Source organism: Stenotrophomonas sp. YJH_SMC_10 (genome assembly GCF_059371555.1).
Genome location: NZ_JCAFUS010000013.1, coordinates 1 through 22,921 on the forward strand (window position 1 = coordinate 1; position 22,921 = coordinate 22,921).

The 22,921-nt window shown below is 68.7% G+C and carries 18 protein-coding genes; 8 read left to right on the forward strand and 10 right to left on the reverse strand.

What is annotated here, in order from left to right; translation table 11 throughout:
- The first annotated feature begins 658 nt into the window (after positions 1–658).
- Entirely contained in the window at positions 659–1,846 is a 1,188-nt protein-coding gene (locus AC5P9C_RS15900; RefSeq protein WP_343543289.1) for a benzoate/H(+) symporter BenE family transporter, read from the forward strand.
- Positions 1,847–1,855: 9 nt separating this feature from the next.
- On the opposite strand, the gene AC5P9C_RS15905 is transcribed toward AC5P9C_RS15900, so the two are convergent.
- From AC5P9C_RS15905 to egtB, 5 genes are all read right to left on the reverse strand, one after another.
- Entirely contained in the window at positions 1,856–2,401 is a 546-nt protein-coding gene (locus AC5P9C_RS15905; protein WP_326422416.1) for a DUF2628 domain-containing protein, read from the reverse strand.
- A 71-nt stretch (positions 2,402–2,472) separates the two neighbouring features.
- Positions 2,473–3,255, reverse strand: a complete 783-nt coding sequence (locus tag AC5P9C_RS15910) for a GYF domain-containing protein (protein ID WP_343543286.1) — start codon at positions 3,253–3,255, stop codon at positions 2,473–2,475.
- Positions 3,256–3,281: 26 nt separating this feature from the next.
- Positions 3,282–5,468: a lytic murein transglycosylase gene (locus AC5P9C_RS15915; protein ID WP_259344758.1), complete on the reverse strand. Its 2,187-nt coding sequence runs from the start codon at positions 5,466–5,468 to the stop codon at positions 3,282–3,284.
- A gap of 81 nt (positions 5,469–5,549) precedes the next feature.
- A complete protein-coding gene (gene egtD, locus AC5P9C_RS15920; RefSeq protein ID WP_343543754.1) occupies positions 5,550–6,524 on the reverse strand; it encodes an L-histidine N(alpha)-methyltransferase in 975 nt (324 codons plus the stop codon).
- Positions 6,521–7,792: an ergothioneine biosynthesis protein EgtB gene (gene egtB, locus AC5P9C_RS15925; protein WP_164083463.1), complete on the reverse strand. Its 1,272-nt coding sequence runs from the start codon at positions 7,790–7,792 to the stop codon at positions 6,521–6,523. The genes egtD and egtB overlap by 4 nt, the downstream gene beginning before the upstream one ends.
- Before the next feature lie 143 nt (positions 7,793–7,935).
- Here egtB and AC5P9C_RS15930 point away from each other — a divergent pair, with 143 nt between their 5' ends.
- Positions 7,936–9,216, forward strand: a complete 1,281-nt coding sequence (locus tag AC5P9C_RS15930; RefSeq protein ID WP_057495295.1) for a GGDEF domain-containing protein — start codon at positions 7,936–7,938, stop codon at positions 9,214–9,216.
- Positions 9,217–9,219: 3 nt separating this feature from the next.
- Here the strand turns inward: AC5P9C_RS15930 and AC5P9C_RS15935 are convergent, their stop codons facing one another.
- Positions 9,220–9,612, reverse strand: coding sequence for a YchJ family protein (locus AC5P9C_RS15935; RefSeq protein WP_049470708.1), 393 nt, complete (start codon positions 9,610–9,612; stop codon positions 9,220–9,222).
- 104 nt (positions 9,613–9,716) lie between these two features.
- Here AC5P9C_RS15935 and AC5P9C_RS15940 point away from each other — a divergent pair, with 104 nt between their 5' ends.
- Positions 9,717–10,496 carry a sulfite exporter TauE/SafE family protein gene (locus tag AC5P9C_RS15940; RefSeq protein WP_049470705.1) on the forward strand — a complete coding sequence of 260 codons (780 nt, stop codon included), beginning with the start codon at positions 9,717–9,719 and terminating at the stop codon, positions 10,494–10,496.
- 271 nt (positions 10,497–10,767) lie between these two features.
- Here the strand turns inward: AC5P9C_RS15940 and AC5P9C_RS15945 are convergent, their stop codons facing one another.
- The 4 genes from AC5P9C_RS15945 to folE form a co-directional block, all read right to left on the reverse strand.
- Positions 10,768–14,148 carry an ATP-binding protein gene (locus tag AC5P9C_RS15945; protein ID WP_150828569.1) on the reverse strand — a complete coding sequence of 1,127 codons (3,381 nt, stop codon included), beginning with the start codon at positions 14,146–14,148 and terminating at the stop codon, positions 10,768–10,770.
- Positions 14,149–14,164: 16 nt separating this feature from the next.
- Positions 14,165–14,866, reverse strand: a complete 702-nt coding sequence (locus tag AC5P9C_RS15950; protein WP_049466320.1) for a DUF4194 domain-containing protein — start codon at positions 14,864–14,866, stop codon at positions 14,165–14,167.
- Complete coding sequence (locus AC5P9C_RS15955; RefSeq protein WP_049466319.1) at positions 14,853–16,322, reverse strand: DUF3375 domain-containing protein; 1,470 nt, start codon at positions 16,320–16,322, stop codon at positions 14,853–14,855. Before AC5P9C_RS15955 ends, AC5P9C_RS15950 begins: the two co-directional genes overlap by 14 nt.
- 112 nt (positions 16,323–16,434) lie before the next feature.
- Entirely contained in the window at positions 16,435–17,046 is a 612-nt protein-coding gene (gene folE, locus AC5P9C_RS15960; RefSeq protein ID WP_004141296.1) for a GTP cyclohydrolase I FolE, read from the reverse strand.
- Between the two features lie 685 nt (positions 17,047–17,731).
- Between folE and AC5P9C_RS15965 the strand changes: the two genes are divergently transcribed.
- The 5 genes from AC5P9C_RS15965 (at position 17,732) to AC5P9C_RS15985 (ending at position 22,918) form a co-directional block, all read left to right on the forward strand.
- A complete protein-coding gene (locus AC5P9C_RS15965; RefSeq protein WP_005421298.1) occupies positions 17,732–18,187 on the forward strand; it encodes a MarR family winged helix-turn-helix transcriptional regulator in 456 nt (151 codons plus the stop codon).
- Between the two features lie 107 nt (positions 18,188–18,294).
- Positions 18,295–18,504, forward strand: coding sequence for a DUF1656 domain-containing protein (locus tag AC5P9C_RS15970; protein WP_010487502.1), 210 nt, complete (start codon positions 18,295–18,297; stop codon positions 18,502–18,504).
- Positions 18,501–19,418: an efflux RND transporter periplasmic adaptor subunit gene (locus AC5P9C_RS15975; RefSeq protein WP_049468342.1), complete on the forward strand. Its 918-nt coding sequence runs from the start codon at positions 18,501–18,503 to the stop codon at positions 19,416–19,418. The genes AC5P9C_RS15970 and AC5P9C_RS15975 overlap by 4 nt, the downstream gene beginning before the upstream one ends.
- Positions 19,415–20,875 (forward strand): efflux transporter outer membrane subunit, encoded by a 1,461-nt coding sequence (locus AC5P9C_RS15980; protein ID WP_312556953.1) that lies wholly within the window; start codon positions 19,415–19,417, stop codon positions 20,873–20,875. The genes AC5P9C_RS15975 and AC5P9C_RS15980 overlap by 4 nt, the downstream gene beginning before the upstream one ends.
- 3 nt (positions 20,876–20,878) lie before the next feature.
- On the forward strand, positions 20,879–22,918 hold the full coding sequence (locus tag AC5P9C_RS15985) for an FUSC family protein (RefSeq protein WP_154331431.1): 2,040 nt from the start codon (positions 20,879–20,881) through the stop codon (positions 22,916–22,918).
- Positions 22,919–22,921 lie beyond the last annotated feature (3 nt).

Consider the following 22,921-nt stretch of genomic DNA (forward strand, 5'->3'; position numbering starts at 1 on the left):
AGGATCAAACTCTTCACTTAAAACTACATGATCCGAAGATCAAAATTTAAAGCTGCAGATGATTGATTCTGGCAACGTATCGCTTGCTTTAAAACAATTAATAGTTGCTTGATCAAACGTCTGCAAGATGGACAATCATCCCTCCTGCAGGCGCCTTCACAAGATACCTGCGCATACTTTCAAAGATCCGGGGAAGTGGCCTCAGCGCCGTTCCCGTGTGCTGCGAAGTTTCCTTCGTAGCGAGCCGCCCATTATAGCCGGCTTTTCCGCTTCGTCAACACCTTTTTTCAAGGCCGTCTCACCGGGGTGGACGTTGTTGCCGATGCTGCTTCGTCGTTGGGCCCGAAGGCCTTTCGTCGTAGCGAGCCGCCTATTATGCCGGACTTTTCGAGTCCGTCAACACCTTCGTTCGATCAACTCGTCCGTCGGCGATGGCGTTGCTGAGCGCGTGTCGTTTCCGGGGAAGCGATGCGTTGCAGCAAGGGAGCGAATTCTAGAGATCCTGCGGATTTCGTCAAGGCTTTTCTTGCAGGGTGATGACGGAATCACCATCCCACCACCCATGACGTACGCTCGAAGATCACTGCGGCGTTGCCCGCGCGTTGCGCGGGCAACGCCGCAACCGCTATCAATGCAGGGATGCGAAGTGGAGAGAGCAATGAGCATGCAGTTGCAGCGCGCGTGGTGGCGCGATCTTTCGATGCCGGCAATCGTTGCTGGCTTCATCACGGTGCTGGTCGGCTTTGCCAGCTCGGCCGTGATCGTGTTCCAGGCGGCACAGGCCGTCGGCGCCGACCAGGCACAGATCGCCTCCTGGATGTGGGCGCTGGGGCTGGGCATGGGCGTGACCTGCATCGGCCTGTCGTTGCGCTATCGCGTGCCAGTGGTGACCGCGTGGTCGACCCCGGGCGCCGCCATGCTGGTGGTGGGTGCAGGCGGTGCCTCGCTGTCTGAGGCGACCGGCGCGTTCCTGCTCGCTGCCTTGCTGGGCACGCTGGCGGGCTTCTCCGGCATCTTCGCCCGATTGATGCAGCGGGTACCGATGGCGCTGGCCGCAGGCATGCTGGCCGGTGTGCTGCTGCGCTTCGGCCTGGACGTATTCGTGGCCATGAACACGCAATGGATCCTGGCACTGGCCATGTTCGCCACGTGGCTGGCCGGACGCCGGCTGTTTCCGCGCTATGCGGTGATCGCCACGCTGCTGGTCGGCATTGCGGTCGCCGCCAGCCGCAGCCTGCTGCATGCCCAGCAGGTACACCTGCAACTGGCAGTGCCACAGTGGGTGACGCCTTCACTGTCGTGGACGGCCGTGGCCGGCATTGCCCTGCCCCTGTTCGTGGTCACCATGGCCTCGCAGAACATTCCCGGCGTGGCGGTGATGCGCGCGTCCGGCTACGACGCCCCGGTGTCGCCGTTGATCGGCTGGATCGGCGTGGTCAATACGCTGCTGGCGCCGTTCGGTGCGTATGCACTGAACCTGGCGGCGATCACCGCCGCCATCTGCATGGGCCGCGATGCGCACGAGGATCCGGCACGCCGCTATACAGCGGCGATGGCGGCCGGTGCCTTTTACATTGTCGTCGGGCTGTTCGGCGCCACGGTGGCGGCGCTGTTTGCGGCCTTCCCCAAGGAGCTGGTGGCGTGCGTGGCCGGCATCGCGCTGTTCGGCACCATCGGCAACAGCCTGGCCAGCGCCCTGGCGGTGGAGCGCGATCGCGAGGCGGCACTGGTCACCTTCCTGACCACCGCCTCGGGCGTCTCGCTGGCGGGCATCGGCTCGGCGTTCTGGGGCCTGGTGGCCGGTGCGCTGTGCCTGCTGGTGCTGCGCGCGCGGACACCGGCCTGATCCACCCGATCAGGCCGCCAGGCGGGCGACGCTGTTGATCACCGCGACGAACGCCATGCCGATCACTACCGCCCACACACTGGTGCCACCGCGCCGCTGCAGCTCAGTGCGGATGCGGTTGTGCTGCCCGGCATGGGCAGCCTTCACTTTGCCCAGCAGCCGCGTGCAATAGCGCAGGTACAGCGCATTGGCGGTCACCGCGATGGCAAAGCGGGGCACCGCCAGCAACACCACCGTGAGCAGCGGGCTGGCGCGGGCCGCCAGCAACGCGATGCCGAACATGGCCAGCTCGAAGAGGATGGCCGCCAGGTACATCTTCCGGTGCAGCAGCCAGTACGTCGGCACCAGGAACGCGGGCCAGTGCCACGGCCGCGGCGGCTTTGGCACCGGGCTGTCCAGGTGCCAGCGCTGCCGGTAGAGCGCCGCGTTGGGCCCCACCAGGAGGTTCAGATGGTCCGCATCGGACGGAGCCGTCGTGCCGTCCACCTCTGCCGCAGGCGCCAGATAGGGATTGTCATCGGCCGGGGTAACCGGCGGGGTATCCAGATGCATCATGTCGGCGATTCCTTGCCCGGGACGAACCTGCGGTAGCGGCAGGTGCGGGCAGTTCTGAAGCCGCGCAGGCGTCAGCCCGCCATCGCCTGGCCCACCAGCATCATCGCAACGACCACGATGGCGACCATGGCCGCCCCTGGTGCGTTGGTATCACCCCGCGCGGCCAGCTCGCTGCGCAGGCGCGCCTGGTCGTTTCCCGCCAGCGCGCGCGCACGGGCGATCTCACGCTGGCAATGCGCCAGGTACCACCGGTTGGCATACACCGCAGCGAGGGTGTTGATCACGAGGGTGATGACCATCGAGACGCCTTCCGGTACGCCGAGCAGCGCCTCGGCGATGCTGAAGAACACCAGCATGCCGGCCCAGATCGCCGCCAGCGTGTACATCCGCCGGTACACCATCCAGATGACGCCGATCAGGAAGGCCGGCCAGTGCCAGGTGCCACTGCCTCCGGCAACGCCCTGGTCCAGCCGCCAGCGCTGGCGATAGATCGGAAAGTTGCCGCCGACCACGGCGGCGTACAGGGCGATGTCACCTTCCAGCGCTGGCGCTGCCGCAGGTGCCGCCACAATTGCCGGCGCAGCAGCGGGCGCACGGTAGGGGTCGGACGGATCGATGACCGCAGCGCCGCTGCCGGCATCGGCGTGCACCGGTTCAACCGGCGGCGGGGACGGGCGATCCGGCGCCAACGACGGATCCAGTTCGGCCAGCGGCCGCCACGATGCCATCCCCTCGCGCCACAGCAGTGTGCGGGCGTTTACGGTCCCGTCCTGCTGCAGGCGGCGCAGCCCGGCCAGATCCACCGGTCCCTCGCTCTGCCTGCTGTTGGCGTACCACCACTGCGCGTCCTGCATGAAAACGTCCCTGTCGCGTTGATCCGTTATTTGTTGACTGGCGTCCAGGGCGCTGCGGACAGCGTCTGCGACAGCACGTGCCTGCCGCCGGGCGGCAGCGTCACCACGTCGGGCCCCGCGTTGGCCGCTTCCAGGCACACATAGTCGCGCCAGCCTGCACCGACGTCCGCCATCTTCGCTGCGGCCTCGGCCCCCGGGTTCCACGCAACCAGCGAGCGGCTTCCCTCGGTACGGATGTCGATGCGGCGCTTCAGCACCGGATCGCGCAGGACATAGTGGCCGTTGGCCTGCGTGTAGATGCGGTCGCTGCGGCCGGGGTCGCGCGGGTCGCGCAACGACCAGGGCCCCTGCTGCCGGCGCGGCTGCGCATAGTTCTCGAACTTGTCCAGATATTCCAGCCCGTCCACGCCATCCACGTCCACCGCGCTGGCGTCACCCACGCGGAAATAGTTGTGCAGCGCCTGGGTGATGCTGACAGGGGTACTGCCGGTGTTCTCGGTGATCAGCTGCTGGGTGAGCTGGCGACCCACGCGGACGATCATGCGCAGGCGCAGGTCCAGGCGCTGCAGGACCGGTGGCGCCAGGGTCAGCTCGATGCTTCCGTCGTCCAGGCGACGGGCCTGCTGCAGCTCCCAGGGCAAGGTGCGCACGAACCCATGCGCGGGCACGTCGTTGCCCTGGCCCTGACGGCCGAAGTACGGCCAGCAGACCGGGCTGCCTCCGCGGATCGGCGTGGGCAGTTCGGCGCGCCGGGGAGACAGCCACATCAGGTCCGGCTGGCCCTTGGGCACGAAGGAAAGCAGTTGGCCTCCAAAGACGCTGATGGCCGCGCTGGCGTCGGCGGTGTCCACCAGCCAGGCATCGAGCCCCTGGTACTGCCCGCTGCGCAGGCCCTGGATCTGCTGCACGTTGGATCGACTCCTGATGGCCGGCGACTGCGCGGCGCTGTAGTTGCTGGGAAGCGTGAAACGGGTAGGCACCGGCGCGGTAGCCGGCGCGTCCTGCAGTGCACGCAGGATACGCTGTCCGGCCCGCCCATCGGTATTGGCCCAGCCCAGGCGCTGCTGCTCGGCCTGGATCGCGCGTCGCGTGGCGTTACCGATCATGCCGTCGGCGGCACCGATGTCGTGGCCACGGGCCAGCAGCAGCGTCTGCAGCTGACGGCGCTCGTCGCGGCCGATGCCGGGATCATCGGTCGGCCAGGCCGTGGCCAGCCCGGCGCCACCGCGCAGCTGGTCGGCCAGCGTGGCGATCGCCAGCGCATAGCTTTCGGCGGCGTTGTAGCTGTAGATCGCATCGTAGTTGCGGAACACCAGCAACGCCGGCCCCTTGTTGCCAGCGGGCAGCAACAGGGCGGCACGTGCATCGGCGGGCAGGTTGGCCGGGGCCAGGGCACTGCCGTCCAGCGCGGTCACCCCCTGCGCGCGCCAGTCGGCCAGCGCACGGCGCTGGGTGCGGCCCGCCTGGCGGGCATTGAACCCGGCCGGAACGCGAACTTCCATGCCCCACGGCTCGCCACTGCGCCACCCCGCACGCTTGAGGTAGTTGGCGGTGGAGGCCAGGGCGTCGGGAATGCTGCCGACCAGGTCGCGGCGTCCATCGCCATCACCGTCCACGGCGATGCGTGCATAGGTGCTGGGCATGAACTGCGTATGCCCGAAGGCGCCGGCCCACGATCCGGTGAGCCCTTGCGCCTGCAGGTCGCCACGGTCGATCAGGGTAAGCAGCGCCAGCAGCTCGCCGCGGAAAAAGGCCTGGCGGCGGCCGGCACAGGACAGCGTGGCCAGCGACTGCAGCAACGGGCGCTTGCCGAACACGCGGCCATAGTCGCTCTCTACGCCCCAGACGGCGACGATGGTGGCGGGATCGACACCGTACTGCGCCGATACCCGATCGAGCAGATCGCGGTGCTGCCGCAGCTGGAGGCGTCCATCCTCGACGCGCTGGCGATCGACCAGCGCGGCCAGGTAGTCCCAGATCGGTGTGGTGAATTCCGGCTGCGCATCGAGCAGGCCGAGCACGCTGGGGTCCGGGGTGAGGCCGGCGGTAATTCCGTTGAATCGGTCGACGCTGATGCCCTGGGCTGCGGCGCTGGCCTGGATACCCGCCAGGCAGCGACTGAAAGCGGGATCACCATCGGCAGCAGGTGCCGCAGGCGGCGTCGGTGCCGAGGCGAGCGCGGCCACCAGGCCGAGCGTGGTCAGGATGGGCATGGCGTCCTCCGTGTTGCCGTTGCACGGCCATCTTAGAGGCAGTGCCGCCGGAGAACCTGAAGCGGGCGCGGCCGCTCCGCCCTAGCGCGCGCGCAGCAGGCGCAGGCCGTAGGCGGGGCTTTCGGCGTCCCAGCGCTGCGAGACCTGCAGGCCGGCCTGCAGCAGCAGCGCCTCGAAGCTGTCGTCGGTGTACTTGTGGCTGTACTCCACGCGGATCGGCTCATCGGCAGCGAAGTGGAACGTGTGGCCATCCAGATGGACGTCCTGTGGCCAGCGGCTGACCAGATCGGTTTCGATGCGCAGCCGCGCGGTGCTGTAGCGGGCGCGGTGGCGGAAGCCGTCGAGATCGAAGTCGCTGCCGATCTCGCGGTTGAGCCGGTCCAGCAGGTTGAGGGTGAAGGCCGGAGTGACACCCTGCGCATCGTTGTAGGCCGCTTCGATCACTGCCGGGTCCTTGTGCAGGTCGATACCCACCAGGGCGAGGCCGTCAGCCCCCATGGTCTGGCGCATCGCGCGCAGCAGCGCGATCGCCTCTTCTTCGACGAAGTTGCCCAGCGTGGAGCCGGGAAAGAACAACAGACGGCGCGCCGGCGCACGTTCCGGTGCGGGAACGGCGACAGGGCGGGTGAAGTCGGCACAGACCGGCAGCATCTCGACCTCAGGCAGCGCCGGCGCCAGGTGGTCGATGCTGGACAGCAGCGCGGCACGCGAGATCTCGATCGGGGTGTACGCCACCGGGTCCTGCAGTGCGGCCAGCAGCAGAGCGGTCTTGCGGCCACTGCCGCTGCCCAGTTCCACCACGTGCAGGCGCGGGCCGACCACGCGCGCGACGTCCGGCAACACCCGATCCAGCAGCGCCAGCTCGGTGCGCGTGGGGTAGTACTCGCGGGTCTGGGTGATCTGCTCGAACAGGCGCGAGCCGCGCGCATCATAGAAGTACTTGGAGGGCAGCTGCCGCGACGGGCCTGACAGGCCGGCGAGCACATCGGCCAGGATCTGCTGCCGGCTGGGCGTGAGGTCGGTCAGCGCCTGCAGCGCGTCCTGCACCGTGCTCATGCCAGGTCCCTGGCCAGGCGCAGGCCCGAGAACTGCCAGCGCGCCGGCGGCATGAAGAAGTTGCGGTAACTGGCGCGCACGTGGTCGCGGGGCGTGGCGCAACTGCCGCCGCGCAGTACCCACTGGCCACACATGAACTTGCCGTTGTACTCGCCGAGGTTGCCGGCGAAGGGGCGGAACCGCGGGTAGGCGCCATACGCGCTGGCGGTCCACTCCCAGACATCGCCAAACAGCTGCCGCAGCCCACTGCCCTGCCCCGCCCGCGGGTGCAGGTGGTCGTCATCGGCGAAATGGCCATGCAGCGGCTGCGACGCGGCGGCGGCTTCCCACTCGAACTCGCTGGGCAGGCGCGCACCGGCCCAGCGGGCGCAGGCGTCGGCCTCGTAGTAACTGAGATGGCAGACCGGCGCATGTGGATCCAGCTCGCGCCAACCGCCAAGGGTGTACTCACGCTGCAGGGTCGCGTCCCAGTACAGGGGGTGCTGCCAGTCTTCTGCCTCGCGCAGCGCCCAGCCTTCGCTGAGCCACCAGCGCGGTTCGCGGTAGCCGCCAGCCTCGATGAACGCGCGGTACTCGGCATTGCTGACCGGGCGCTCGGCCAGTGCATGCGCCGGCAGCAGCACGCGGTGAGGGGGCGATTCGTTGTCGTAGGCGAAGTCGGCGTGCTGCGGCCATGCCGGGGCGCCGACGGTGACGATGCGTTCGGGCGATTCGACCCAGCCCTGCGCCGTCGCGACGCTGGCGACGGGACGCAGGTCATCGCGGTAGGCCGGCTGCAGCGGATTGCACCAGAATGCGTGCTTGATGTCGGTCAGCAACAACTCCTGGTGCTGCTGCTCGTGCTGCAGGCCCAGCTGAAGGTGCTGCAGCGCCTGCTCATCCAGGTCACCGGCGGCCAACCGCGCCTGCACCTGGGCGTCGACCTGATGCCGGTAATCCTGCACCTGCTGCAGCGAGGGCCGCGACAGCAACCCGCGCTGTGGCCTGGCATGCGCCGGGCCGAGGCTCTTGTAGTAACTGTTGAACAGGTAATCCCAGGCCGGATCATGCGCCGCCGCAGTGGCGAAACCGGCCAGCACGAAGCGTTCGAAGAACCAGGTGGTGTGGGCCAGATGCCATTTGCTGGGGCTGGCGTCGGGCATGCTCTGCAGCATGGCGTCCTCGGCGCTGAGCGGGGCGGCCAGTTGCAGGCTGCGCGCCCGCACCCGGGCAAAGTGGCGGGCGAGATCACGCTGCGGGGCAGCGACGGCGACGGGTACGCTGTCCATGCATACAGCATCGGCGCAGTGCGGTGAGTGCGACGTCATGGCCGCGCACCGCACCGTTCACACGGTGACGTATTCAAGAAGCACGCACGGACGCCGCTAACGGCAATGTTGCGGCCGCATCGTCACCGCACTGGACTTCCCGCGTGCCCCTGCATCCGCTCCGCCAGCCTGCGCATTACCTGTTCGTGCTGCCCGCCGTGCTGGTCGTCCTGGTGCTGTGGATGGCACTGGGCACCGAGGATGTGGCCAGCCCGGCGCAGCGCATCCTGCCCTGGCTGCTGGCCTGCCTCGGCGCGGGCCTGGCCCTGCTCTACCACCAGATGCGCACGCTGTGCCTGCTGCTGGTGGCGGCGGTGGCGTTCGCCCTGCTCCACCGCGACGTTGCGCGTTACCTGCACAGTGGCCATGTGGACGCCCTGACCCCGCTGCGCTTCCACGCGATCTCGGCGTGGCTGCCGCTGCTGTTCGCCGGGCTGGCGCTGTGGCCGGAACGTGGACGCCGCCGCCAGGACCTGCTGCTGCGCAGCGTGGTGTGGGGCGCGGCGCTGCTGGTCTTCCTGCTGCTGGCGGCACAGCAGCCGCAGGGCATGCACGATCTGTTGTCGAACCGTCACTGGCGCTGGATTCCCGCCGACTGGAACGCGCTGGCACAGCTGCCGGCACTGTTGTTCCTGCTGGCGACCGCAGCGCTGGGCTGGCAGGCCTGGCGGCATCCACGGCCGCTGCACACGGCCATGCTGCTGGCCCTGCTGTGCCTGTGGTGGATGCTGCCGCGGGTCTTCCTGCAGCCGGTGCTGCTGCCTGCACTGAGCAGCGCCGCGTTGCTGCTGATGCTCGGCGCGATGCTGCAGGAATCCTTCCACATGGCCTTCCGCGATGAGTTGACCGGCCTGCCGGGGCGACGGGCGTTCAACGAGACCCTGCAGCGGGCGCGCGGCACCTACAGCATCGCGATGGTGGACGTGGACCACTTCAAGTCGTTCAACGACACTCACGGCCACGATACCGGTGACGATGTACTGCGGCTGGTCGCATCGCGGCTGGCCCGGGTCGGTGACGGAGGCCGTGCGTTCCGCTACGGCGGCGAGGAGTTCGCCGTCGTGTTCCTGGACCGCCCGGCGGAGGCCTGTGTCGATGCCGTGGAAGCGCTGCGGCAGCGCATCGAAGACACCCGCATGCAGCTGCGCGACCGCAGCACCCGCAGCCGTGACGACGAAACCGGCCGGCAGCAGCGCGGACGCGGCGGCAACGGCCAGGTGGTGCAGGTGACGGTGAGCATCGGGCTGGCCGACAGTGACGTGGACCGCCGGCCGATGGCGGTGGTCAAGGCGGCCGACCAGGCCCTGTATGTGGCCAAGGACGGGGGCCGCAACCAGGTGCGGACACACCGCGGACAGCGCGGCCTGGCCGTGCGTGGCGGGTAGGATTCAGACCGCGTCGAGGTAGTACCAGCGGCCGTCGATGCGTTGGAAGCGGCTGTGCTCGGTCATTTTCACTGCGCTGCCGCCGCCCACCCGGTAGCGCGCGGTGAAGCGGACCTCGGCACGGTCGGCGCCGGTGACCGTGTGCTCGTGCACGGTCAGGCCCAGCCAATGCGTGCGCTGCCCTGGCGCATCGTCCAGCGTCAGCTCGGCCGGACGCGTGTCCGGGTGCCAGGTCTGGCGCAGGTAGCCGGCCAGGCCCCGCACATAGGCGCTGTAGCGCGAACGCATCAGGTGCTCGGCATCGGGCGCGACGTCACCGGCATGGAAACGGCCGCAGCAGGCAGCGTAGTCGGCGGGCAGGCCGCAGGGGCAGGGATCGGCGGATTTTCGGCTCATGGCGGCATTGTCGCCGGGTTGCAGGCATTGATCCACGCGCGCGGCGGGCGCCGCCTGGAGCGGGACAGGCGTATGCTGTCGCGCCCCCCACCTGATGGATCGCCGTGCTGGACCTGGTTCCCCCCGAATTGTGGTGGCTGGTGGTGATCGCCTTCATCGCCGGTCTTGTGGATGCCGCCGTCGGTGGCGGTGGCCTGGTGCAGCTGCCGGGCCTGTTCACGGTGCTGCCGCAGCAGACGCCGGCGATGCTGTTCGGTACCAACAAATTCAGTTCGATGTTCGGCACGGGTGCGGCCGCCTGGCGTTATGCGCGCAACGTGCGCTTCCCGTGGAAGCCGGTGCTGTTCGCAGCCGGCACGGCCTTCGTCTTCTCCTTTGCCGGTGCCACCGCGGTAAGCCTGCTGCCCAAGGACGCGGTGCGCCCGCTGGTGCTGGTGCTGCTGGTCGCGATGCTGGCCTATACGCTGTGGAAGAAGGACTTCGGTGCGCTGCACCGGCCACAGGAGATCGGCCGCCGCGAACTGGTGATCGCGCTGGCGATCGGTGCGGCGATCGGCTTCTATGACGGCTTCTTCGGGCCGGGCACCGGCAGCTTCCTGATCTTCCTGTTCGTGCGCTTCTTCGGCCTGGATTTCCTGCGCGCCTCGGCGGCGTCGAAGGTGGTGAACCTGGCGACGAACGTGGCAGCGATCTCGTTCTTCGTGCCGACCGGCAACATCCTGTGGCTGTTCGCGCTGCCGATGGCCGCAGCCAACATCATCGGTTCGGTAGTGGGCACGCGTCTGGCGCTGAAGGGCGGTACGCCGTTCATCCGCAAGCTGTTCGTGGGGCTGGTGGTGGTGCTGATCGCGCGGATGGCGTGGGATACGTTCCGCGGTGCGTGAATGCGGTTGCCGGCCAGCGGCCGGCACTACCGGGTCATGAACACCGCCCATGGGTAGTGCCGGCCGCTGGCCGGCATTCCCATTCGATCGGGTCATGAACCCCGCCCATCGGTAGTGCCGGCCGCTGGCCGGCATTCCCCATTTGATCGGGTCATGAGCCCCGCCCATGGGTAGTGCCGGCCGCTGGCCGGCATTCCCATTCGATCAGGTCATGAGCCCCGCCCATGGGTGGTGCCGGCCGCTGGCCGGCATTCCCCTTCGATCGGCCGGGTCAGGCCTCGGCTTCTTCCGGTTCGTTGGCCTGCTGGCGGCTGCGCTCGGGCAGCTTCAGGCGCTTGCCTTCTTCGTCGTACTCGATCAACAGCACGCCGGAGTCGTGGCGGCCGCTGATCTCGACAAAGCAGGCGCCGCCGATGAACGGTTCCAGCGTCATCACCGACTTCAGCGGGGTCGCGACCACCATCTGGAAGCCGAAGTTGTCGAAGATGTTCATCGCCAGTGCGGTGAACTCGTTGTCGGCCTTGTCGAAGGCTTCGTCGAGCACCACGGCGGCGTAGCTGGGCAGCTGGCTGTCGGCACCGCCGAGCTGGTAGCGCAGCGCCGCGGCCAGGCAGGTGGTGGCCAGCTTCTGGCGCTGGCCACCGGACTTGCCCGCGCCGCTGCGGTAGATCTCGACCTGCTGGCGCGTTTCCGCATCCAGCTCGACGCCAATGAATTCCACGTGCATGCGCACGTCCAGCACCAGTTCGCGCCAGCGCTTGTCCTCGCCTTCCTGCGAGCCCAGGCGGTTGACCAGCTGGCGCAGCACGGTGAACTGCGATTCGGCCAGCTCGCGCTGCTCGGTCTGCTGCTGCGACAGCACCTCGCGCAGCTGCTGATGGAACTCGGCCACTTCCGGCAGGCGGCGGTCGCTCAGTTCGATGGTCAGCAGCGTGCCGCGGTTGAACGGTACCTGTTCCAGGCTGGCGTTCACTTCATCCAGGCGCTGGCCGATCGACTTGCGTGCCTCTGCGCTGTGGCGCTGCAGGGCCAGCAGGTTGTTCTTGCTCTGGTTCTGCAGCAGATCGAAGAAGCGCTCCTCGTGCTGCGGCAGGCCATCGCGCTCCAGCCGCTCGAGGCGGGCGAGGAAGTCCTCGGCCGAAGCCACCGATGCGGTGAAGTCGCCCGATTCCTCCGGCCACTGCTGAATGAAGCGGCGGAAGCAGCCGATCAGCTGGTTCTCGATGCGGTTGAGGTCCTGCTGCGAGGACGACAGCTGCTCGTTCAGCGCGTTGCTGACCTGGCGCATGTGCGCTTCGAGCGTTTCCAGGCTGAGCGGGCCCTGCTCCTGCAGGCGCTCGGCGAGGCCGGCCTCCTGCTCCTGGGCCAGGGTCGGCAGCACCAGCGCACGGCTCTGCTGGCGTGCGCGGTCGAGGCGATCGCGCTCCCTGACCAGCTGGCCACGCTCGACGCGGACGTCTTCGTACGTGCGGCGGGCCTGCTCGATGTCGGCGCGCACGGCGTCGATCTGCTTGGCCAGCCTGGCAAGATCGGCGTTGCCTTCGCGCAAATCGCGCAGGGTGGCCTCGATATCGGTCAGCCGCTGCTGCGGCGCGGCGACATCAATCTCGTTCCAGCTGATGCTGACCAGCTCGTGGCAGGCCAGGCGGCGTTCGTTGTCGCGGTCACGCTGGCCGCGCAGGCGCGCGATATCGGTCTCGCAGCTGGCGATACGCTTGGCCAGTTCCTGGGCTTCGCGCTCGAAGGCGCCGACCTTGTCGTGGTTGTTGAAGCCGAGGATCCAGCGTCGGCGGTCGCCCACCGCGCTACGGTCGTCCTTTTCGAAGCGGTCACCCGGATGCTTGACCTGGCCTTCGCGGGTAATGCCGCGGTCGACGTTGCGCAGCTGCTTGGCATCCACGCACTCGTAGTCAAACCGCTTGCCCAGCTCGCGGCGCAGCCAGCTTTCGAACACGTGCTCGCGCAGCTCCAGCTTGTGCAGCAGCGACTTCGCCGACGGCTCGCGCGCGAACGCTTCATCGTTGCGGCGGACACGGTAGTACGTGAAGCGCATGCCGAGGTGGGTCCGGTTCACCCACTCGGCAACCTCGTTGTAGTGCTTGTCATCGACCAGCAACGACAGCGCGAAGCCGCCCAGCACGCGCTCGATCGCACCCTGCCAGCCCTGCTCTTCCGAGCGGACCTGGATCAGCTCGCCGACGAACGGCAGCGCCGCTTCGGCGATGCCGGTTTCCTCGGCCAGGCGCGCGCGCAGCTTCTGCATCGGTGCCGGGATGTTGGAGGGCGTGCGCTGCATCGCTTCGAGTTCCGCACGGACTTCGCCGAAACGGCGCTCGTCATCGCGCTTGCCGCCGAGGCGCTCGCTGATCGCATCGTCCAGCGCCGAAGAGGCACGCTGGCGGTCCTGCAGTTCGTTCTGCGCACGCTCGACAAGCTCGGCAAATCCATGTGCGTCGTCCGGCAGTTCAGCCCCCAGCTGCTGCGCGGCCTGGCGGGCCTGTTCGCGCTTGGCCTGGCGGCGATCGCGCTCCGCTTCCGCACGGCCCTGCTCGCGTTCCAGTTCCTCGATGCGTTCGCCGCCCTGCTGGCGGCGCTGCAGTTCCAGTTCGGCCAGCCGTTCGGTGTGGTTGTCGAGCGCCGCGCGGCGCTGGGCTTCTTCGCCAAGCAGGCCGCGATCACGTACATCCATCTCGCGCAGGCGCGCTTCGATCAGCGCCTGGCGGCGGCTTTCGCGGAAGCTGTCGACACCCAGCTTCAGCGCTTCGTCGTCACCGCGACGGCGGTGCATTTCCTTCAGGTCGTTGTAGTAGGCACGCGCCGGCAGCAGGGTTTCCACCTGGCGGCGGGCGGTGACCACCGCCTGGTGCGCGCCATCGAGCTCGGCGAAGTCGCTGACCAGGCGCTCGGCGGCGTCGAAGGTCTTCGGCGTGTCGAGCATGAAGTCGCGCAGGAAGACGTTCAGGTCGCCCAGGTTCTTCGCCGACTGCGTCTTGTGCAGCAGGCGCAGCGCCATCTCGTTGTCGATGCCGAGCAGGTCGCGGAAGCGCTCGGCGTAACCGGAGAAGGTGTCGAAGTGGTGCAGGTCGGGCAGCTTCTGCTTGAGCTTGCGCAGGTCCAGGTCGAAGCCGCCGAGATCCTTGGCGATGTCGAACGGACGTTCGGCGATCATGTAGTGCTTGCGCACATCGCCGGCCGAGGTGCCGTTGCCGGAGATCCACAGCAGGCGCACCAGGCTGACCACGCGGCCATCGCCGGCGCGGTATTCCAGCACCAGTGCGGTCCAGGTGGCACCCTTGCGCAGGTACTGGGTGGCGATCTCGCCGGTGCCGCTGTCCTGCTGGTCGGCCCAGGCGCCACGCACGTAGGACACCAGGTTGCGGTCGCGGCCACTGCGCTCGGCTTCACGCGCAGCGGCGTTGAAGTCGACGATGGCCGGCGGCGTCAGCAGCGCGGACATGGCATCGAGCAGGGTCGACTTGCCCGAGCCGGAGCGGCCGACGAACAGGAAGCCGCGTTCGGCGATCGGCACTTCGGTCAGGCCGTTGAAGGTGCCCCAGTTGTGCACCTGCAGGCGGCGCATGCGGAACTGCTGCAGGCGCGGGTCCGGCAGGCCTTCGTTGAACAGGGCGGGAGTGTGCTTGGAGATAGCCATGCGATGGTCGGGTCTCTCAGGCCTCGGCGGCCGGGGTTTCGCGCAGCTGGCGGTAGACCGCCGAAAGCTGGGACACGTCTTCGGCGGAGAACAGCAGCTTCAGCGCCGGCGAGACTTCGTGGCGGTCGTCCTGGCCGCTGAGGCGGGTCAGGATGTGGTTGTCCTTCATCTTCTGCACCGCCGATGCAACGCGGCGGTTGAAACCGGCGCGGTCGGTGGACAGGTTCTTTTCGTAGATGGCCAGCGCTTCGGCCATCTCGGCGTCGGCCACCACCGCGCGGTTGCCGCGCGCATCGGCCTCGGCCAGCTGCTGGCGCAGGTACAGCAGCAGCACCGAGTCGATGAAGGTCAGCGGCGAGGTGCGCAGCAGCACCGGCGCATCAACGTCTTCGGTATCGGCCTGGCGGGTGAACGCCACGCCGCTGTCGCGGTCGAGCACCAGTTCCAGGAACAGGTCCGCCAGCGATGAGCGGATGGCCGCCTCGCTGCGGATCAGCGCGGGCCACAGCTTGGCGTGGCGCAGCTGGTCGATGCTGGGGCCGATCAGCAACTGGCACAGCGCGCGCCGCGCATCCAGCGGCAGGCGCCCGGTGTCGCCCAGGTAGTACACGTCGTTGCCACGGCGGGGCTGCGCCACGGTCGCCACCGGTTCGGCGTCGTAGGCGTCTTCCGCCCCCTCGGCCTGCGGTGCTTCGATGGGATCTTCATGCCAGCTCATGGCGTCTCTCCTGGGTGAACCAAACCAGCGGGATGCGGGCGCGACGGATCTGGCCGTCGCCGCCTCGCCATTGCGCAAGCTCCTGCTCGCCGGCAACCACGTTGCCAAAACGCGTGCCCAGCGACAGGTAGCCGATGACGCTGCCGAGGCCCTGCGGCGCTTCGCGCTGCGACAGGGCCTGGGCGATGCTGAGCCGCGGCTGTGCGTCGAGCAGGTCGTGCAGGTCGCGGCGCAGGGTACGGAAGTCGATTTCGGACGAAGCGACCAGATCGCCGACGCTTTCCAGGCTGATCGCAGCGGCATCGTTGTACTCGACGTTGCCATCGACCTGGGCGCTGCGCGGATCGTGCAGCTTCCATTGCGACCACGAGCGCAGGCGGCTGGTGGTCAGCTGCAGGTCACGGCCGATGCCGCGTTGTGCGGGGAACTCGTCACGCAGTGCCAGCGCCTCGGACTGCGCCTGCTTCAGCAGCTGGTTGAGGCGGCGCTGTTCCAGATAGCCACGGCTCTGCACGAAACCGCGCAGGCTGCGCGCGAAGTTCTGCAGCACATCGTGTACCTGGCCGCCACGCTCGAGCATGGTGCTGGTGAAGCCGCGCAGGAAGTTGCGTTCGTTGCGGTCCAGGCGGCGGGCGAAGCCACGCGCCAGCACCGCTTCCAGAGCGGCATCGAGCTGGGCGCTCTGCTCGGCATCGTTGAGCAGGCGCCAGAAGGCCTGGAAACTGCGCCCGGCATCGCTTTCGCCGATCACATCCACGCCTTCGAACAGCTGCGACAGCACGTCGCCGCGCTCGCCTTCGTCGTCGATGATGCGTTCGCGGAACTCGCGGTTGAGCTGCTCGAAGTCGTCGCGCACGCGACGGAAATCCTCGGTCAGCTCGTCGGCCAGGCCGATGATCTGGCGCGCACGTTCCAGCGCGCGCTTGCCGTCCAGCGCGGTGACGCGGCCGGCGCCGACGCGGGCGATCTCGGCATCGATGCGGTCGCGCTCGTCGCGCAGCGCCGACAGGCGGGCGTCGGGGTCGGACTCGGTCTGCGCGGCCAGCTGCGAGAGCTGCTCGATGACCAGTGCCAGGCGGCTCTCGGTGGCGGCCACGCGGGCCTGCTCGAGGCCGTCGGCGAAGCGGATCGCCTGCAGCGCTGCGGTCGACAGCTCGTACTGTTCCTGGTCGGCGCCTTCGGGCAGGCGGCGCTCCAGCCAGCCCTGCGCCAGCCAGTGCGCGATGTAGGCCTGCGCGGTACGTGGCAGCTCGCGCGACAGTTCATCGCCATTGAGCTGGTCCAGCGCCCGTTGCAGGCGCTCGTTGAGCACCGAGGAGGGCAGCGTGCGCTCGCCATCCATCAACAGGCCCTGCAGCAGGCCGATGATTTCCGGAGCGTGGTCGGCGGCAAGCAGCTTCCACTGGGGCTGTTCGCGCAGATGGCGGTAACGGGAGATGCGTTCGCGATGCTTCATGCAGCGAAAAGAGTCATGAGGGCTGGCGGGGACGAACAGCCACCCGCGGCGGCCGCGCGGACAGCCGTGGGCATGCCGGCCGCACGGGGCCGGCGGGGTGCAGGCAAGCGGCTCAGCGCTTGCCGCCCACTTCGATGAAACGCAGGAACTCGGCGCGGGTACGCGCGTCGTCGCGGAAGCTGCCCAGCATCTTGGAGGTGACCATGCTGACGCCACGCTTGTGGATGCCGCGGGTGGTCATGCATTCGTGGGCGCCTTCGACGACCACGCCGACACCGATCGGCTGCAGCACATCCTGGATGCACTGGGCGATCTGCGCGGTCATCTTCTCCTGCACCTGGAAACGGCGGGCGTAGGCTTCGACGACGCGGGCCAGCTTGCTGATGCCCACCACCTTGCCGGCCGGCAGGTAACCAACGTGCACGCGGCCGATGATCGGCGCCATGTGGTGTTCGCAGTGGCTTTCGTACTCGATGTCGCGCAGGACGATCAGTTCGTCATAGCCAGCCACTTCCTCGAAGGTCCGCTCCATGTAGGCGCGCGGGTCATCGCGGTAACCGCTGAACCAGTCGCCATAGGCCTCGGCGACACGGCGGGGGGTATCCAGCAGGCCTTCGCGGGACGGGTCCTCACCGGCCCAGCGCAGCAGGGTGCGCACGGCATCCTCGGCCTGGTCCTGGGTCACGTCGCCCTGCGGGGCGGCCTTTTCGTTGTTCTTGCTCATTGCGTACAGCGTCCCGAACGGGGGGCGAGCATCGTACCCGACCGGGGGGTGGGTCGTCCTGTGGGGACGGTTCATCGGGGGGCGTTGTTGGCGCGTCGTTGCTATCGGTTTGGAGTGGGAGAGGGGGCTGCGCAGGACACGCCGTAAACCCGTCCATGGGGGCTCGATGGCGCCATCCATGGCGCCAACGGTCCTGCGCAGCCCCCTCTCCCACTCCCTGGCGGTGTCCCGCGGGCGCGGCCTGCCCCCCGAAAGCGGGGGCAAAAGCGGGGGTTCATGGCTTCGGAAGCGGCGCGCCGCTGCTTTGGCCACTCCCCTGGTGGGTGCGGACCGTTGGTCCGCACTGCTTCTGCTCTTGCTTCTAAGAGCCAACCCACCGCGCTCGCGGGGGGATGGGAAGGCAGCGGGGGCCGGGCGGGGCAGGACCGTCCGCGGCATGGATGCCGCGGCCGAGCCCCCAAGGGTGAGGGCGCTTTGCTTGCGAGGCATGCCTCGCAAGCGCCCGAACGCACAGCCGCCAGCGGCTGGGCCGGACCCCGGAGGGGGGTTTACGGCGTGTCCTGCACCGTCCGGCGCCCGCTGCCCCACCGACACCAGGCAGGCGCAACGCCTTCCTCACTACACCCCACCCATTCAGAAAAACCTATTGATAGGAATGAAATTAGTAGTATCCTATCTATCTCTTATGGACCGACCCCTCGACGAGCGCACCGTGCTGCAGATGCAGCTCAGCTCCGGCCTGCTTTATGCAGGGCGGCAGTGGCAGCGCCTGGCCGACAGCCGGCTCGGCAGCTACGGCATCTCCACCGCCTGCACCATGCCCCTGCTGATGATCGGCCGCTCCGGCGGTGGCATCCGCCAGGTGGCGCTGGCCCAGCAGCTGGGCATGGAAGGGCCTTCGCTGGTACGCCTGCTGGACAAGCTGTGCGCCAGCGGCCTGGTCCGTCGCGAGAGCGACGCCAGCGACCGCCGCGCGAACCTGTTGTGGCTGACCGACGAGGGCCATGCGCTGGTCAGCGAACTGGAAGACCAGTTGATCGGCCTTCGCCAGGACGTATTCGGCGAACTTTCCATGGATGAACTGCACGCCGTGCTGAAGGCATGGCGCCTGCTGGCCGAGGCCGCCGACCGCATCACGTAAGACCGCTGCTGCCGGACGCTGCCGCTGCCGTGCACACGCCAGCGGCGTTTGCCCGTTGTCGTTGTTCTGTTGTCCCTCCCCCTCCCTCCTCGCCCCCGCCCCTACCGATGCCCGGTGAATTCAGTCTCCACGGAGTGTTCGTCCCGACCCTGCTCGGGTTGATGCTGTTGGCCTATCTGGTCAACAGCGGCCTGCACGCGCTGCTGCAGCGTGCCGGCGCCTACCGCCATGTCTGGCACCCGGCGCTGTTCAACCTGGCGCTGTACGGGATCGTGCTTGGCCTGCTGTTCCACCTCCTGCGTTGGATGCAATCGTGAACAAGATCGTGAAGAAGACCCTGCCGGTGCTGCTCACCAGCGCAGCCGTGATCGTCGCCCTGCTGGTGCTGCGCCAGCTGTGGGTCTATTACATGGATGAGCCGTGGACCCGAGACGCCCATGTCGGCGCCGACGTGGTGCAGGTGGCGCCGGATGTCTCCGGGCTGGTTGAAACGGTGCAGGTGGCCGACAACCAGGCGGTGAGCAAGGGCGACCTGCTGTTCGTGGTCGACCGCGCGCGCTATCGCATCGCGCTGGAACAGGCCAAGGCCAGCCTGGCCGAGCGCCAGGCCTCGGTGGCCCAGCTGCGCCGCGAGATCGGCCGCGACCGCAGCCTGCAGGACCTGGTTGCCGCCGAGGACGCCGAAGTGCGCCGCGCCAAGCTGCAGGCCGCACAGGCCGCGCTGGCCACGGCACAGGCCGCCGTGGACCTGGCCGAGCTCAACCTGGGCCGCACCGAGGTGCGCGCGCCGGCCGACGGCCGGGTCAACGACCGCACGATGCGCGTGGGCGACTACGTGGTGGCCGGCAAGCCGGTGCTGGCGCTGCTGGACACCGGTTCGTTCCGCATCGATGGCTACTTCGAGGAAACCCGGCTGCGCGGCGTGGCGCCGGGGCAGCGCGTGGACATCCGCCTGATGGGCGAATCGACCCCGCTGCGTGGCCATGTGGAGAGCATCGCTGCCGGCATCGAGGATCGCTACCGCAGCAATGGCAGCTCCCTGCTGCCGAACGTGACCCCGGCCTTCGACTGGGTGCGCCTGGCCCAGCGCATTCCGGTGCGCATCGCCATCGACGAGGTGCCCAAGGGCGTGGAACTGATTGCCGGCCGCACCGCGACGGTGACCGTGGACACCGGCCGTCACCCGCACAACGACAAGGCCGGCACTGCGCCGACACAGGCGGGCCTGTGAACGCCGCCCTGCCCCGTCTCGGCCTGATCGTCGCGCTGGCCAGCCTGGCCGCGTGCAGGACCGTTGGCCCCGACTATGCACTGCCGGAAGGCTCGGCCTTCAAGCGCCCGGAGGCCAATGCGGCGTTCATCGATACGCAGAACCCGCAGATTGCCGCCAACCAGGCGCTGCCCGACCGCTGGTGGTCGCTGTACAACGACCCGGTGCTGGATGGCCTGATCACCCAGGCGCTGCGAGACAATGTCGAACTGAAGGCCGCCGATGCGCACCTGCGCCGTGCGGCGGCGGTATACGAACAGGCGCTGGACGCCGGTGGCTTCGAGTACGAAGCCGAGGCCGGGGTCAGCCGCGCGCAGCTGTCGGCCGAATCGTTCCTGCAGGAGCACGAACTGCCGGTGATCAACCTGGCCGATGGCAAGTTCGCGGTCAGCTACCAGTTCGACCTGTTCGGCAAGCTCAAGCGCGGCGCCGAGGCGGCGCATGCCGACGAGCAGTCCGTTGCTGCGGCGCGCGACCTGGCCCAGGTCAGCGTGGTCGCGCAGGTCGCCGACAGCTACCTGGAAATCTGCCACGCCAACCACGAACTGCACGTGGCCGAGCATTCGCTGCAGCTGCAGCAGCGCAGCCGCAGCGTCACCGAGCGCCTGATCGCGGCCGGCCGCGGCACGCCGCCAGAGCTGGCCCGCGCCAATGCGCAGGTGGCACTGCTGGAAGCCGCGCTGCCGCCGCTGCGCGCGCAGCGTTCGGCGGCCGCCTATTCGCTGGCCGCGCTGCTTGGGAAGACCCCGGGCCAGCTGCCAGCCGGCGTGATCGACTGTGCGCACGCACCCGGCCTGGCGCAGCCGCTGCCGGTCGGTGACGGCCGGGCACTGCTGCAACGCCGCCCGGACGTGCGCCAGGCCGAGCGCAAGCTGGCCTCGGCCACCGCGCGGATCGGCGTCGCCACCGCTGAGCTGTATCCGGACATCCGCCTGGGCGCCTCGCTCGGTGCCGCCGGCCTGCTGGAAGACTTCGGCACGCCGATGACCCAGCAGTGGTCGATCGGCCCACTGATCTCGTGGACGTTGCCGTCGTCCGGTACCCACGCGCGCATCCACGCCGCCGAAGCCGGTGCCGACGCAGCACTGGCCGAGTTCGACCACACCGTGCTGCAGGCGCTGCGCGAGACCCAGACCGCGCTGGACCGCTACGCCCAGGACCTGCGCCGGCTGCAGTCGCTGCGCACCGCGCAGGAACAGGCCGCCTTGGCCGCCGAGCAGAACCGCCGGCTGTACCAGGGTGGCCGCACGCCGTACCTGTCCAGCCTGGATGCCGACCGCAGCCTGGCCAGCAGCGATGCCACCCTGGCCGCTGCCGAAGCACAGGTCTCGCGCGACCAGATCCACCTGTTCCTGGTGCTGGGCGGTGGCTGGCAGGCCAGCGTCGCCGCGCCCGATGCCGCAACCGCAGCGAAGTAGGCCATGAACGCGCTGACCGACCGCCAGGCGTGGCTGTTCTCGATCAAGACCTACCTGGCCGCGGTGGCCGCGCTGTACATCGCCATGGCCGGCAACCTGTCGCGCCCGTACTGGGCGATGGGCACCGTGTACATCGTCAGCCAGCCGCTGCTGGGGCCGACCCGCGCCAAGGGCGTGTACCGCATCGTCGGCACGCTGGTGGCCGGCCTGGCCACCCTGCTGGTGCTGCCGGCGCTGGTGGAAACGCCGCTGGTACTGAGCGCGGCGATGTCGATCTGGCTGGCCGGGTGCCTGTTCATGGCCCTGCTCAACCGTGGCCCGCGCGGTTACGCGTTCCTGCTGGCCGGCTACACCACCGCCTTCATCGGCTTCCCGGCAGTGACCTCGCCGGAGACCATCTTCGACACCGTGGTGGCGCGCAGCGAGGAGATCATCCTCGGCACCGTGGTGGCGGTGCTGTTTGCTTCGCTGCTGTTCCCGGCCTCGGTACGCCCGATGCTGCGCGCCCGCATCGGCAACTGGATGGAGGACGCCGCGCAGTGGTGCCGGCAGATCCTCGAACGCGGCCGCGCGCACGCGCCGCGCAACCGGCTGGCCGCGGACCTGGTGCAGTTCGAGGCGCTGATCGAATTCCTGCGCCGCGATGATCCACGCCATGCCGGTTCGGCAGTGTCGATGGAGCGCCTGCGCGAGCGCATGCTGCTGCTGTTGCCGGTGCTGTCCTCGATTGCCGATCGCCTGAGCGCGCTGCGCAGCGATGGCCAGGCCCTGCCGGACGGGCTGCCGGCGCTGGTCGACGACATCCGCGATTGGCTGGATGGGCCGACCAACGCCAGTGAGTACGCGCGACTGCGCGCGCGCATCAGCGCGCTGAAGCCGCAGGTGGACCGCGACCTGCAGCACCTGCAGCTGGCCAGCCTGCTGCTGCGCCTGGAGGAGCTGGTGGACCTGTGGCAGGACTGCCGCACCCTGCAGCACGCGATCGACCAGGGCACGGCGCCGCTGGACCGCGCGCACTACCGCATCCGCACCGAACGGGTGGCCGCCGACAGGCACGTCGACTACGGCATGGCGCTGTTCTCCGCGCTCAGTGCCGGCGTGGCGCTGATGAGCTACTGCGTGCTGTGGATCGCGCTCGGTTGGGAGGGCGGTGGCAACGGCGCGATGATGGCGGCGGTGACCGCCGCATTCTTCGCCGCACAGGACGATCCGGCCCCCAGCATGGTGCAGTTCCTGGTGTGGGCGATGGTCGCCTCGGTGGTGGCCGGCGTGTACCTGTTCGGCGTGTTCCCGGCCGTGCACGATTTCGGCCTGCTGGCGCTGGTGCTGGCGGTGGCGTTCCTGCCGTTGGGGCTGCTGTTGCATCACCCCAAGAGCGCGCTGTTCGCGCTGCCGCTGACGGTCAACCTGGCCGCACTGCTGAGCCTGCAGAACACCTACAGCGCCAACATCCAGACCTTCCTCAATTCGTCGATCGCGATGTTCATCGGCATCGGCTTTGCGGTGGTGATGACCCGCCTGTTCCGCTCGGTGGGTGCCGAGTGGACCGCGCGCCGCCTGGTGCGGCAGGGCTGGACCACGTTGGCCGAGGCCGCCGAAGGACGTGGCCAGCAGGACCGGCAGCGCTTCGCCGCGCGCATGCTCGACCTGCTGGGCCTGCTCGCGCCGCGCCTGGCGGCGACGCCGGAGGGCAGCGACATCGCCTCGGTGGACATGCTCAACGAAGCACGCATCGGCCTGAACATCCTGCAGCTGCGCCGCGCCCGGCTGGAACTGCCCGAGCGCAGCCGTGAGGCGGTCGAGCACATTCTGGAAGAGGTGGCCGTGCACTACCGCCGGCAGATCGCCGCGCGCAAGCCGATGGTGGCAGCCGACGCATTGCGCGAGCGGTTGGATACCTCGCTGGCACGGGTCGGCAGCGTGGCCGCCTGCAAGGCGCGCGACGAGGCGCTGATGGGCCTGATCGGCCTGCGCTTCGCGCTGTTCCCGGAGGCGAAGGCGTTGGCGCCGGGCTTGGCCATGAGTGCGGCCGAACAGCCCTAGCGC